At 71.5% G+C, this 12643-nt stretch carries 11 protein-coding genes; 8 read left to right on the forward strand and 3 right to left on the reverse strand.

The features are described 5' to 3' along the window. Positions 1–43 precede the first annotated feature (43 nt). The 3 genes from WME76_RS31930 to WME76_RS31940 all read right to left on the reverse strand — a co-directional run bounded on the left by WME76_RS31930 (position 44) and on the right by WME76_RS31940 (position 2626). The gene (locus WME76_RS31930; RefSeq protein ID WP_061616008.1) at positions 44–682 is read right to left on the reverse strand and encodes a hypothetical protein; all 639 of its coding nucleotides are present in this window, start codon (positions 680–682) and stop codon (positions 44–46) included. A gap of 6 nt (positions 683–688) precedes the next feature. Continuing rightward, positions 689–2092 carry a selenium-binding protein SBP56-related protein gene (locus WME76_RS31935; protein WP_437956018.1) on the reverse strand — a complete coding sequence of 468 codons (1404 nt, stop codon included), beginning with the start codon at positions 2090–2092 and terminating at the stop codon, positions 689–691. 177 nt (positions 2093–2269) lie between these two features. Further along, positions 2270–2626 carry an antibiotic biosynthesis monooxygenase family protein gene (locus WME76_RS31940; protein ID WP_437956019.1) on the reverse strand — a complete coding sequence of 119 codons (357 nt, stop codon included), beginning with the start codon at positions 2624–2626 and terminating at the stop codon, positions 2270–2272. A gap of 752 nt (positions 2627–3378) precedes the next feature. On the opposite strand from WME76_RS31940, the gene WME76_RS31945 reads away from it, so the two are divergent. The 8 genes from WME76_RS31945 (at position 3379) to WME76_RS31980 (ending at position 12593) form a co-directional block, all read left to right on the forward strand. Further along, positions 3379–4497: an SDR family NAD(P)-dependent oxidoreductase gene (locus WME76_RS31945; protein WP_437956020.1), complete on the forward strand. Its 1119-nt coding sequence runs from the start codon at positions 3379–3381 to the stop codon at positions 4495–4497. Beyond that, positions 4494–5615, forward strand: coding sequence for an SDR family NAD(P)-dependent oxidoreductase (locus WME76_RS31950; protein WP_437956021.1), 1122 nt, complete (start codon positions 4494–4496; stop codon positions 5613–5615). The genes WME76_RS31945 and WME76_RS31950 overlap by 4 nt, the downstream gene beginning before the upstream one ends. Beyond that, positions 5612–6913 carry a TIGR04295 family B12-binding domain-containing radical SAM protein gene (locus WME76_RS31955; protein WP_437956022.1) on the forward strand — a complete coding sequence of 434 codons (1302 nt, stop codon included), beginning with the start codon at positions 5612–5614 and terminating at the stop codon, positions 6911–6913. Before WME76_RS31950 ends, WME76_RS31955 begins: the two co-directional genes overlap by 4 nt. Further along, the gene (locus tag WME76_RS31960; protein ID WP_437956023.1) at positions 6906–8078 is read left to right on the forward strand and encodes a glycosyltransferase family 4 protein; all 1173 of its coding nucleotides are present in this window, start codon (positions 6906–6908) and stop codon (positions 8076–8078) included. The genes WME76_RS31955 and WME76_RS31960 overlap by 8 nt, the downstream gene beginning before the upstream one ends. A 5-nt stretch (positions 8079–8083) precedes the next feature. Then, positions 8084–9220 carry a CgeB family protein gene (locus WME76_RS31965; protein WP_437956024.1) on the forward strand — a complete coding sequence of 379 codons (1137 nt, stop codon included), beginning with the start codon at positions 8084–8086 and terminating at the stop codon, positions 9218–9220. Then, positions 9217–10344, forward strand: a complete 1128-nt coding sequence (locus tag WME76_RS31970; protein WP_437956025.1) for a CgeB family protein — start codon at positions 9217–9219, stop codon at positions 10342–10344. Before WME76_RS31965 ends, WME76_RS31970 begins: the two co-directional genes overlap by 4 nt. Continuing rightward, complete coding sequence (locus tag WME76_RS31975) at positions 10341–11441, forward strand: CgeB family protein (protein ID WP_437956026.1); 1101 nt, start codon at positions 10341–10343, stop codon at positions 11439–11441. The genes WME76_RS31970 and WME76_RS31975 overlap by 4 nt, the downstream gene beginning before the upstream one ends. A gap of 144 nt (positions 11442–11585) precedes the next feature. Next, a complete protein-coding gene (locus tag WME76_RS31980; protein ID WP_437956027.1) occupies positions 11586–12593 on the forward strand; it encodes a UDP-glucuronic acid decarboxylase family protein in 1008 nt (335 codons plus the stop codon). Positions 12594–12643: the final 50 nt, after the last annotated feature.

Below are 12643 nucleotides of genomic sequence, written 5' to 3' on the forward strand. Positions count from 1 at the left end.
TCGCCGGCCTCCTAGTACACGAGGCCGCCCGCCTTCAAGCCGCTCAGAGCAGCACCGCGATGACGCCGGCCCCGATGAGCGCGACAGCCCAGGCCCGATCCAGGTTGAACCACGCCGTGCGGAGGATCGCGACGCCGAGCTTGTGATAGACGACGAGCGCGACCGCGGCGGCCGCCGCCATCATGGCGGCCGTGTGCACGAGGACGGCGGCGAGGTAGCCCGCGGGGCTCGTCAGCGACAGGCCGGCCGCGCTGTGACACCCGCCGCCGTGGCACGGAGCCGGGTTGTCGGCGCCGAGCAGGAAGACCGGGAGCAGCATGAGCCCCGCGCCGTGCGCGGTGGCCATCAGGAACGACCACCAGGTCAGATCGCGGAACCCCACGCGCATCCCGACCCACCTCGGGTGGCGCGGCCTCACCAGCTTGAGCACGCCGAACGCGACCAGCGCGGCCGCCGTGATCCAGCGCAGCGCCGCGGCGGGGACGCTCGCGAGCCCGAGCCCGAGCAGCGCGACCGTGAGGCCGATCGACGCCGCGTGGCCGACCGCGATCGGGACGAGCGCCCGCCCCACCGCGCGGCCGCTCTTCTCCTGCAAGCCGAGGGCGACCGCGAACAGCCAGCCCATGCCCGGGTTGATGCCGTGGTAAGCGCCGAGGAGCGCCAGCGTGAGCCAGGGCGTCATGGCCGCCTACGGGTAGCAGAACGAGTCGGACGACGCGTCGCCCCCCTCGAGCCGCACCTGGTGAGGCCTCAGCGGGCCGAAATCCACGAAGAACTCGGGGTCGAGCGCCATGCCCCCGCCGGGCGCCACATCGACCTTCGCCATCCAGCCGCCGACGCCCTCCGGATAGAACTGCTCGTCCCAGGAGGCATACAGCGAGTTCGTGAAATAGACCCGGCGCCCGTCGCGGCTCACCTCGACCATCTGCGGCCCGCCCCGCAGCGGCCCGGAGCGGCGATGCGCCGCCCTGCGGACGACACCCCCGAGGTGCACCGAGCCGGTCAGCTTCGGGTGGAACGGGTCCGACACATCGTACTGCCGGAGCTCGCCCGTGCCCCAGCAGGACACGTAGAGAAACCGGTCGTCGAGGGAGAGGTTGATGTCGGTGATGAGCGGCGGGACCGCCTTGAAGCCCTGGAGCAGCGGCGGCAGGGAGCCCGGGTCCGCGGGCTCGGCGGGCACCTCGATCACCTTGCGGATCGCCCACCTGTCGCCGTCGCGATGCCAGAGCCAGACCGAGGCGGAGAGGTCCTTGACGCTCACGACCACGCCGACGAAGCCATAGGCCTTCGTCGGATCGTGCGCAGGGCGGAGCTCCAGCGCCATCTGGTGCTCGTCGCCGAGATCCAGCGCCTGGAGGTGCTTGCGCTTCCGGAGATCCCAGACATGGACTCTGTGGCCGTACTTCTTGCCGAGGAGGAGCTCCGGATTCACGCCGTCCTCGATCATCCTCGGCGTCCCCCACTCGCTCGTGAGGAGGGTGTCGTGGCCGAGGTGCCACCAGAAGTCGTAGTGGAGGAACTGCGGCCCTCGGTCGATCTCCCAGCGGCCGAGGACATCGAAGCTCTCGCAGTCGAGCACGAAGATGCCCCCGGGCCCGTCGCCGTCAGGGCTGCCGAGCGCGCTCACGTAGATGCCGTCGGGGCCGCAGTGCAGCGTGTGCGGGCGCGAGTAGCCGGCCTTCTTCGCGATCTCCTCGGCGCGGACCGTGTGGACGAGCTCGGGGCGGCGCGGGTCCGGCTTCACGTCGAAGACGAAGATGTTCGACGAGCGGAGCGCCGGGAGCAGGAGAAAGCGGCGCTCCACGTGGGGGTGCGGCGCGTAGGGGCACAGCGCGGCGCTGCACGCGTTCCAGCCCGAGTGGTGGAGCTCGTCGCCGTAGGTCGGCAGCTCGTTGACCGAGACCAGCGTGCCATACGACGGCGACCTCGGATCGAGATCGACCACCGTGAGCGCGTCGTGGCGAAGCTGGCCCGGGCGCTTCAGCGCGGCGCCCGCGTCGAGCGCGGTCACGTAGGCCAGCCGCTCGGGAGGCGCCTCCATCGCCAGGCGCGGAGACGGATAAAAGGTGGGATCCGGACGAAACCGCATGCGCTGCCCTCCTTCGTGAACGGGCGTCCGTTATAACAGAGGCCGCGCACGGGGTCCACGCCCGGCTCCAGGTCGCGCCGCGCTCCCCGCGACGTGCCTGCGCCGCGGTCTGGCGCTGCCCGGGGGCTGGCCAGCAGGCGCGCGGCCGGCCGCTCGCTCGACCGGCCGCGCTCCGCCCTACTCCTGATGATCGGTGCTGAGGAACACCTCGTGGATATCGAGCTTGCTCGGGCCCGCGAACATCTCCTTCGGCGCGCGGTTCCGGTGCGCCTCCGCGAACGCGGGGCTCCTCGTCCAGGCGATGAAGTCGTCCATCGATCGCCACCAGGTCTTCACCTCGTAGAACCCCTGGGCGTCCGGGTCCGGGCTCCACGCGCCCGTCGCGTGGTCGAGCTTCATCGGCTTCGGCCGGTGCACCTCGTTCCGGATGAAGCCGGGCGCGCGGTCGACCAGGTGAACCCGGTTCTTGAAGCGGTCCTCGAAATCGGCCTCGTGGCCCTCGGCGACAGGAATGCGGTTGGTGACGACGATCATGGCTCCTCTCCTTGCTTCCTTGCTGGCTCCTCCGTGGTGCCGGAGGCCCGCAGCCGGGCGACGGCGAGCTTAGCAGCGCTCCCACCCCTTCGGGGACAGCACCGCGCGCTCCCCCTCATCTTGCGACAAATATTCGTAGAATTTCCTGCCGCTCACCGCAATGCGACTCAGGACGCCCGGTCGGCGAGAACGGTGCCGCGCCGCCGAATCGGGCTGAATCGGATTGACACGCCCGCCGTTCGGCTCCTTTATCCGGGAGGTCTGTCAACCGCGGGGTGGTCGGGAGAAGATCGAAAGCGCGGAGCAAAGCGCTGTGAAGCAGTGACTACGGAGGTTCCCTAGAACGAACACTGGTATTCCCTGATGTCGCGCCGCCCTGTCGATTCGTCACCTCGCGTCCCGCGCTGCATTTCGCGCGGTACACACCTGCCCGGGGGCCTGTCAGTCAAATCACGGATAGCTTGATGGAATGAGAGTAATCCTCGTTTGAACTGAGGAGCTCGTACTGGACGGGAACGTGTCAAAACTCTCACAGAGCGGTCTTGCGGGCTCGTGGATTACATGTTACTCGGAGGGCGTCCGGGGCATCGATCGTACGATGTCCGTAGCGAACAGACCCGGACACGCCACGCAGTAGACCGTTCAGACTGCAGGGTGGCAGCACGGGCGCCCTGCCTCGACCGCCAGGTCTCGCCTGGTCCGCTCAGGCGCGTGGCGCTGTGCCACGCATTGAACCATCGACCCAGAGGAATATGGCCAGTCACGTCCTCATCACCGGTGGAGCGGGGTTCATCGGCTCGCACGTCGCCGACGAGCTCCTGCGCCAGGGACACCGCGTCCGCGCGCTCGACAGCCTCCTACCCCAGGTGCACGGCCCCGAGCGCCAGCGCCCGGCGTACCTCGACCCGGAAGTCGAGCTCATCGTGGGCGATGTCCGCGACCGGGAGGCGGTGAGGTCAGCGCTCCGCGGCGTGGACGTCGTGGTCCACTTCGCGGCCATGGTCGGGGTCGGACAGAGCATGTACCAGATCGAGGAGTACACCTCGGTCAACAACCTCGGCACCGCCGTGCTGCTCGAGGCGCTCGCCGAGAAGCCGGTGTCGCGGCTGATCGTCGCCTCCAGCATGAGCGTGTACGGCGAGGGGCTCTACCGGACCGCCTCCGGGACGGTGGTCGCCGGGGCGAGCCGCCCGCTCGATCAGCTCAAGCGCGGCGACTGGGAGGTCCGGAGCGAGGCGGGCGAGGTGCTCGTGCCCATCCCGACCCCCGAGTCGAAGACGCCGGCGCTCGAGTCGGTCTATGCGCTCTCCAAGTACGACCAGGAGCGGCTCTGCCTGACGATCGGGCGCGCCTACAACATCCCGACCGTCGCCCTCCGCTTCTTCAACGTCTATGGCCGCCGCCAGGCCCTCTCGAACCCCTATACCGGCGTCCTCGCCATCTTCGCCTCGCGGCTCCTCAACGACCGTCCCCCGGTCATCTTCGAGGACGGGCTGCAGCGGCGCGACTTCGTGAGCGTCGCCGACATCTCCCGCGCCTGCGTGCGGGTCATGACGGCCGACTCGGCCGTGGGCCAGGTGCTCAACATCGGCAGCGGAAAGTCGTACACCGTGCGCGAGGTCGCCGAGCACGTCCGGAAGGTGATGGGCAAGGACCGGATCGACCCAGAGATCACCGGGAAATCGCGGCTCGGCGACATCCGGCACTGCTTCGCCGACATCGGCGCGGCGCAGCGCAAGATCGGGTATGAGCCCCAGGTCTCTCTCGAAGAGGGGCTCCGCGATCTCGCTGGCTGGCTCGAGGGGCAGGTGGCGAAGGACGCTGTCGCCCAGGCCCGCGCCGAGCTCGAGTCCCGGGGGCTGACTGTATGAGCGCCGCGGAGCTCGATGCGACAAGCGCGGCCGGCGCGCCGGCGCGCCCGGCGCTGATCACCGGCGGCGCCGGCTTCATCGGGGCCAACGTGGCCCACCGCCTGCTCCAGGCGGGCGAGTCGGTGATCCTCTTCGACAACCTCTCGCGGCCGTCGGTGGCGCGCAACGTGGACTGGCTGAAGCGGGTCCACGGCGACCGCGTCACGCTGATCGCCGGCGACGTGCGCGACGCCGGCGCGGTGGCCGATGCGGTCCGGCGCGCCTCGAGCGTCTTCCATTTCGCCGCCCAGGTCGCGGTCACGACCAGCCTCGTCCGGCCGGTGGAGGACTTCGAGATCAACGCCCGCGGGACGCTCAACGTCCTCGAGGCGATCCGCGCCCAGAGCTCCCCGCCGCCGCTCCTCTTCACCTCGACCAACAAGGTGTACGGCGGCCTCCCCGACGTCCCGCTCCAGTGCCGGGACAGGCACTACGAGCCCGAGGATCCGAAGCTCCGCGCCTCCGGCATCTCCGAGGCCCGCCCGCTCGACTTCCACAGCCCGTACGGCTGCTCCAAGGGCACGGCGGACCAGTACGTCATCGATTACGCCCGCACCTTCGGGCTGCCGGCGGCGGTGTTCCGGATGAGCTGCATCTACGGCCCGCGCCAGTTCGGGACCGAGGACCAGGGCTGGGTGGCCCACTTCCTCATCCAGGCGCTCCGGCGGGAGGCGATCACGCTGTACGGCGACGGGATGCAGGTCCGGGACGTGCTGTTCATCGACGACCTCGTCGACGCCTTCCTCCTCGCCCGCAAGAACATCCAGCAGATCTCCGCGACGGCGTTCAACATCGGCGGGGGCCCGGAGAACACCATCAGCCTGCTCGAGCTGCTCGACCTCATCGAGGAACTCGACGGCAAGCGCCCCGCGACCGGCTTCGAGGCGTGGCGGCCCGGCGATCAGCGCTACTACGTCTCCGATTGCCGCCGGTTCTCCGCGGCCACGGGGTGGTGGCCGCGCGTCCGGGTCCGCGAGGGCGTCCGCAAGCTGTACGGCTGGCTTCAGGAGATGACCGGCACCGGCAAGGCCGCCGCCGGCCAGGCGACCGAGGAGCTGCGCATGGAGGGCGTCGGGTGAGGTTCGCGCTCGTCAACCCGCCCTGGAGCTTCGAGGGGAGCATTTACTTCGGGTGCCGCGAGCCGCACCTGCCGCTCGAGTACGGCTACGCCAGGGCGCTGCTCGAGGCCGCGGGTCACGAGGCGACGGTCGTCGACGCCCAGGCCCGGAACCTCTCCCAGGAGGCCGTGCGCGACGAGGTGGCCGCGCTCCGCCCCGACGCCGTCGTGGTGACCACCGCGCCGAGCTACCTCTTCTGGCGCTGCGCGCCGCCCGAGCTCCGGGTCCCCCAGCAGACGCTCCACGCCCTGCGCGACCTGCCGGGCCTCCGGTTCGCCGTGGGCCCCCACGCCTCCACCACCCCGCGGGCCACCCTGCGCAAGCTCGGGGTCGACGCGGTCGTGATGGGCGAGTGCGAGGAGGTGCTGGTGAAGCTCGCCGATCTCCCGCGCTCGCGCTGGGGCGAGATCGCGTCGATCGCGTACGGCGACGGCGACGAGGCGCGCGTGCAGGGCGGCCCGCACGGCGCCGACATGGCCCGGCTCCCGGCCCTGCGCTGGGACGACGCCACGGTGGCGCGCCACGCCCACCACCACCACCGCTTCGACAGCGCGCCGGTCGGCCCGGGCGCCGAGGTCGAGGCGTCGCGAGGGTGCCCCTACCACTGCACCTTCTGCGCGAAGGACAACTTCCGCGACCGCTACCGCAAGCGCCCGCTCCCGGTGCTCCTCGACGAGCTCGACGGGCTCATCGCGCAGGGCGTCCGCTACGTCTATTTCATCGACGAGATCTTCCTCCCCGACCGCCCGCTGCTCGAGGCGCTCGTGGATCGCCCGGTGTCGTTCGGCATCCAGATGCGCGTCGACAACTGGAGCCGCGAGATGCTCGATCTGCTCGGGAAAGCGGGGTGCGTCTCGATCGAGGCCGGGGTGGAGAGCATCACGAAGGAGGGCAGGAGCCTCCTGGCCAAGCACTGCAAGCTCTCGACCGAGCAGCTCAGCGATCTCCTGATCCACGCGAAGAAGAGCGTCCCCTTCGTCCAGGCGAACCTGATCCAGTCGCAGACCGACGACCCGGCGGACGTCACCGCCTTCCGGGAGCGGCTCCGGCAGCACGGCGTCTGGGCGAACGAGCCGGTGCCGATGTTCCCGTACCCGGGCTCGCCCGATTACACGATGCGCTGGGGTCGCCCCGACGACCAGGCGTGGGAGCGCTCGGTCGAGCATTACCTCGTTCAGTTCGATCACTTCAGCGACATCCAGGAGAGCCGCCCGCTGCCGCTCTCCGAGCTGGAAGTCGCCGCGCCGGGCCATGGGTGACGCCTTGCACGAGCTCGGCTCCGTCCTGATGACCGCCGACACGGTGGGAGGCGTCTTCTCCTACGCGATCGAGCTCGCGCGCGCGCTCGCGGCGCACGGGGTGCGGACGTCGCTCGCCACGATGGGCGGGCCGCTCTCGGCGCCCCAGCGCGAGGCCGCGGGCAGCGTGCCCGGGCTCGCCCTCTTCGAGAGCTCGTACCGGCTCGAGTGGATGGACGACCCCTGGGACGACGTCGCGCGCGCCGGCGACTGGCTCCTCGATCTCGAGGAGCGCGTCCGCCCGGACGTTGTCCACCTGAACGGCTACGCGCACGGCGCGCTCGACTTCCGCGCGCCGAAGCTCGTGGTGGCGCACTCCTGCGTCCTCTCCTGGTGGTCCGCCGTCCTCGGCGGGGAGGCGCCGCCGCAGTACGATCGCTACCGGCGCGAGGTGGCCCGGGGGCTCGCCGCCGCGTCCGCGGTGGTGGCGCCGACCCGGGCGATGCTCGACGCCCTGCTGCGCCACCACGGCGCGCTCTCGTCCGGCCGTTTCAGCCCCACGCGCGCGGCGGTGATCCCCAACGCGGCCGACCCCGATCGGTTCGCCCCGCAGGCCAAGGAGGAGTCCATCCTCGCGGTCGGCCGGCTCTGGGACCAGGCCAAGAACGTCGCGGCGCTCGGCGAGGTGGCCCCTCACCTGCCCTGGCCGATCCGCGTGGCCGGCAGCGACGTCCACCCCGGCGGGGGCTCGCGGCCGATCCCGTCGCTCGAGCACCTCGGCGTGCTCTCCCCCTCCGGCGTCGCCGGCGCGCTCGCCCGCGCGTCGATCTACGCGCACCCGGCCCGCTACGAGCCGTTCGGCCTGTCGGTCCTCGAGGCGGCGCTCTCCGGCTGCGCGCTCGTCCTGGGCGACATCCCGAGCCTGCGCGAGATCTGGCGGGACGCGGCCCTCTACGTCGATCCCGGCGACGCGGACGCGCTCCAGCGCGCGCTCCAGGCGCTGATCGACGATCCCGGCGCCCGCCAGGAGATGGCGTCCCGCGCCCGCGCCCGCGCCCTCGACTTCTCGCCGCGGCGGATGGTCCGCGGCTACCTGCACCTCTACGGCGACCTCCGCCGGCGCGCCTTCGCCGCGAGGCGCTCGCCGGCGCGCGAGGCCGCCGCGGCCGCCGTGGGAGGCGAGTGAGCCCCATGCGCATCGTCCTGTTCTGTCATTCGCTGCTGTCCGACTGGAACCACGGCAACGCGCACTTCCTCCGCGGCGTGGTCACCGAGCTCGCCGAGCGCGGGCACGAGGTCCGCGTCTTCGAGCCGCGGGACGCCTGGAGCCTCCAGAACCTCGTCGCCGACCACGGCGAGGCGCCGCTGCGCGAGGTGCGGGACGTCTACCCGCACCTCGACCCGATCCGGTACGACCTCGCCTCGCTCGACCTGGATCAGGCGCTCGAGGGCGCCTCGCTGGTCATCGTCCACGAGTGGAGCGAGCCCGAGCTCGTCGCCCGCGTCGGCGCGCACCGGACGGGCGCCTCGTACCGGCTGCTCTTCCACGACACGCACCACCGGTCGGTCACCGATCCCGGGGCCATGGCCCGCTACGACCTCACCCACTACGACGGCGTCCTCGCCTTCGGCCGGGTGATCCGCGACATCTACCTCGAGCGGCGCTGGGCCCGCCGCGCCTTCATCTGGCACGAGGCCGCGGACGCGCGGGTGTTCCGGCCGCGCCGCGACGTCCAGCCCGAGCGCGACCTCGTCTGGGTCGGCAACTGGGGCGACGAGGAGCGCACGCGCGAGCTCGACGAGTTCCTGATCGGCCCGGCGCGCGACCTCCGGCTCTCCGCCCGCGTGCACGGGGTGCGCTACCCCGAGCACGCCCGCGCCGCCCTCGAGGCCGCCGGGATCGAGTACCGCGGCTGGCTCCCCAACCACCGCGCGCCCGACGCGTTCGCGCGGGCGCGGGTGACCGTCCACGTGCCGCGGCGGCCCTACGTCGAGTCGCTCCCCGGCACCCCGACCATCCGGCCGTTCGAGGCCCTGGCGTGCGCGATCCCGCTCGTCTGCTCGCCGTGGAGCGACGCGGAGGCGCTGTTCTCGCCCGGGCTCGACTACCTCGTCGCCCGGGACGGCGAGGAGATGAAGAAGCACCTGCGGGCGCTCCTCGCCGAGCCCGCGATGGCCGCCGAGCTGGCGGAGCGGGGGCGCAAGGCCGTCCTCGCGCGCCACACCTGCGCCCACCGCGTCAACGAGCTGCTGAGCATCTCGGCCGACCTCGGCATCGAGGTCGACCGCCCTGCGCCCGCCGCCACCACCCAGCGAGCCACCGCATGAACCGACGCCCGACCTCGAGCCGATCGCTCACCATCGCCTTCTTCGGATCGAGCCTCGTCTCCGCCTACTGGAACGGAGCCGCCACCTACTACCGCGGCATCATCCGCGCCCTCGCCGCGCGCGGCCACCGGGTCACCTTCTACGAGCCGGACGCCTACGACCGGCAGAAGCACCGCGACATCGAGGACCCGCCGTGGGCCCGCGTGGTGGTCTACTCCGGCACCGACCCGGCGGAGCCCCGGCGGCTCGTCGAGCAGGCGCGGAGCGCGGACGTCGTCGTCAAGGCGAGCGGCGTCGGCGTGTTCGACGAGCTCCTCGAGGCCGAGGTCGCCGCGATCGATCGGCCGGGGCTCACGACCATCTTCTGGGACGTCGACGCGCCGGCCACGCTCGAGCGGGTCCGGACCGACCCGTCCGACGCGTTCCGGCCGCAGATCCCGCGCTACAGCCTGGTCTTCACCTACGGCGGCGGCGACCCCGTGGTGCGCGGCTACGAGGCGCTCGGCGCGCGGCGCTGCGTGCCGATCTACAACGCGCTCGACCCCGAGACGCACGTCGAGGTCGCGCCGGACCCGCGGTTCGACTGCGATTTCGCGCTCCTCGCGAACCGCCTGCCGGACCGCGAGAAGCGGGTCGAGGAGTTCTTCCTCCGGCCCGCGGCCGCGCTCCCCGAGCTCAGGTTCCTGCTCGGCGGCAACGGCTGGCAGGACAAGGCGATGCCGCCGAACGTCCGGTACGTCGGGCACGTCTACACCGCGGATCACAACGCCTTCAACGCGAGCGCGCGCGCGGTGCTGAACGTGGCGCGCGACAGCATGGCGTCGGTCGGCTTCTCGCCGGCGACCCGGGTCTTCGAGGCCGCGGGCGCGGCCGCGTGCCTCATCACCGACGCGTGGGAGGGCATCGAGCTCTTCCTCGAGCCCGAGCGCGAGGTGCTTGTCGCCAGCAGCGGCGACGAGGTCGCGGCGATCCTCCGGGCGCTCACGCCCGAGCGGGCGCGCGCGATCGGCAAGGCGGCGAAGCAGCGCGTGCTCGCCGCGCACACCTACGCGGAGCGGGCGAAGCAGGTCGAAGCGCTGCTCGCCCGCCCTGACGACGCAACCCTCACCGCGGCCGCGCCGTGAAGACAACCTCCTTCGTTTTCCTGGGCCTCTCGATCACCTCGTCGTGGGGCAACGGCCACGCGACCACCTACCGCGGCCTGATCAAGCGGCTGGCGCAGCGCGGCCACCGCGTGCTGTTCCTCGAGCGGGACCTCTGGTTCTACGCGGAGAACCGCGATCTCCCGAGCCCGCCCTACGGCCAGACCGAGCTCTACCAGGGCCTCGACGACCTCCGCGCGCGCTTCGGCGAGGCGGTGCGCGACGCGGACGTGGTGGTGGTCGGGTCGTACGTGCCCGACGGGGTCGCGGTCGGCGCGTGGGTGACGGAGACGGCGCGCGGGAAGACGGCGTTCTACGACATCGACACGCCGGTGACGCTGAAGAAGCTCGAGCGGGGCGACACCGAGTACCTGTCGGCGGCGCTGATCCCGCGGTACGACCTCTACCTCTCGTTCACCGGCGGCCCGACGCTCGACGTGCTCGAGCGCCGCTACGGGGCGAAGCGGGCGCGCCCGCTCTACTGCTCGGTGGACCCGGACGAGTACTTCCCGGAGCGCGCCTCGCCCCGGTGGGATCTCGGCTACCTCGGCACCTACAGCGCCGATCGCCAGCCCACGCTGGACCGGCTGCTGGTAGAGCCGGCGCGCCGCTGGGAGCAGGGCCGCTTCGCGGTGGCCGGGCCGCAGTACCCGGCGGACATCGCGTGGCCGGCCAACGTCGACAGGACGGATCACATCCCGCCGGGCGAGCACCGGGGCTTCTACGGCGCGCAGCGCTTCACGCTCAACGTCACGCGGCAGGACATGATCGAGGCGGGGTATTCGCCGAGCGTGCGCCTGTTCGAGGCGGCGGCGTGCGGCGTGCCGGTGATCAGCGACGACTGGCCGGGTCTCGACGAGTTCTTCGAGCCTGGCAAGGAGATCCTGGTCGCCCGCTCCTCGGAGGAGGCGCTGCGCATGCTGCGCGAGTTCCCGGAGCGGGAGCGGATCGCGATCGGGCAGCGGGCGCGCGAGCGCGTGCTCGCCCGGCACACCGCGGCGCACCGCGCCGAGGCGCTCGAGAGGTATGCCCGGGAGCTGCTCGATGAGCGGGAGCTCCCAGGGGACCGGAGACAGTGACATCGACGTGTGGTGTCGGGCTTGGAACAGCGTGCTGCCAATGAAGGATGACGGAGCGACCGTGACGAGGATGGATCCCATCGCGCTGCCCCCTCGGGGGGCTGGCGGGCGGTCGTCGTCTTCTGGAGAGGAGGTCAGAGAGACATGAGCGCTGCGCTGCGCATCCTGGTGACCGGAGGCGCCGGCTTCGTCGGCTCCCACCTGTGTGATCGGCTGATCCGCGAGGGCCACGAGGTCGTCGCGATCGACGATCTCTCGACCGGCGCCAAGGCCAACGTCGCCCACCTCCTCCACCACCGCCGCTTCCGGCTGATGGAGCACGACGTCACCCAGCCCTACGACGTCAAGGTCGACCGCATCTACAACCTCGCCTCGCCGGCGAGCCCGCCGCATTACCAGCGCGATCCGGTCCGGACGACGATGGTCAACGTGGTGGGCGTGCACAACGCGCTGAAGCTCGCCGAGGGCTGCGGGGCGCGGGTCTTCCAGGCGTCGACCAGCGAGGTCTACGGCGATCCCGACGTCCACCCGCAGCCGGAGAGCTACCGCGGCTCGGTGAACCCGATCGGGATCCGCTCGTGTTACGACGAGGGGAAGCGCTGCGCCGAGTCGCTGGTGATGGACTTCCACCGTCGCCGCGGCGTCGAGGTCCGGATGGCGCGGATCTTCAACACCTACGGTCCGCGGATGGCGCTCGACGACGGGCGCGTGGTGTCGAACTTCATCGTCCAGGCGTTGCGGGGCGAGGATCTGACGGTGTACGGCGCCGGCTCGCAGACGCGGAGCTTCTGTTACGTGGACGATCTCGTCGAGGGGATCGTGCGGCTGATGGAGCACCCCACGGAGACGGGCCCGGTGAACCTCGGGAACCCCGAGGAGTTCACGGTGCTGGAACTCGCCGAGGAGGTGATCCACCTGACCGGGAGCCGGAGCCGCATCGCGTTCCGCCCGTTGCCGCAGGACGATCCGCGGCAGCGGCAGCCGGTCATCGATCAGGCGAAGCGGGTGCTCGGGTTCGAGCCGAAGGTGCCGCTCCGGGTCGGATTGCGCCGGACGATCGAGGGTTTCCGGGGCGTGCTCGGGCTGACCCGCCACGGGCCCGGGCTCGCGTCGGAGAGCGACGCGCCGCTGCCGCAGGCCGCGAACGGCTGAGCCGGCAGAGAACAACAGGCCGAGAGCGGCTGCGCTGGGAAATGAGCAGC

This window comes from Sorangium sp. So ce119, from assembly GCF_051524405.1.
GTDB lineage: Bacteria > Myxococcota_A > Polyangia > Polyangiales > Polyangiaceae > Sorangium > Sorangium cellulosum_G.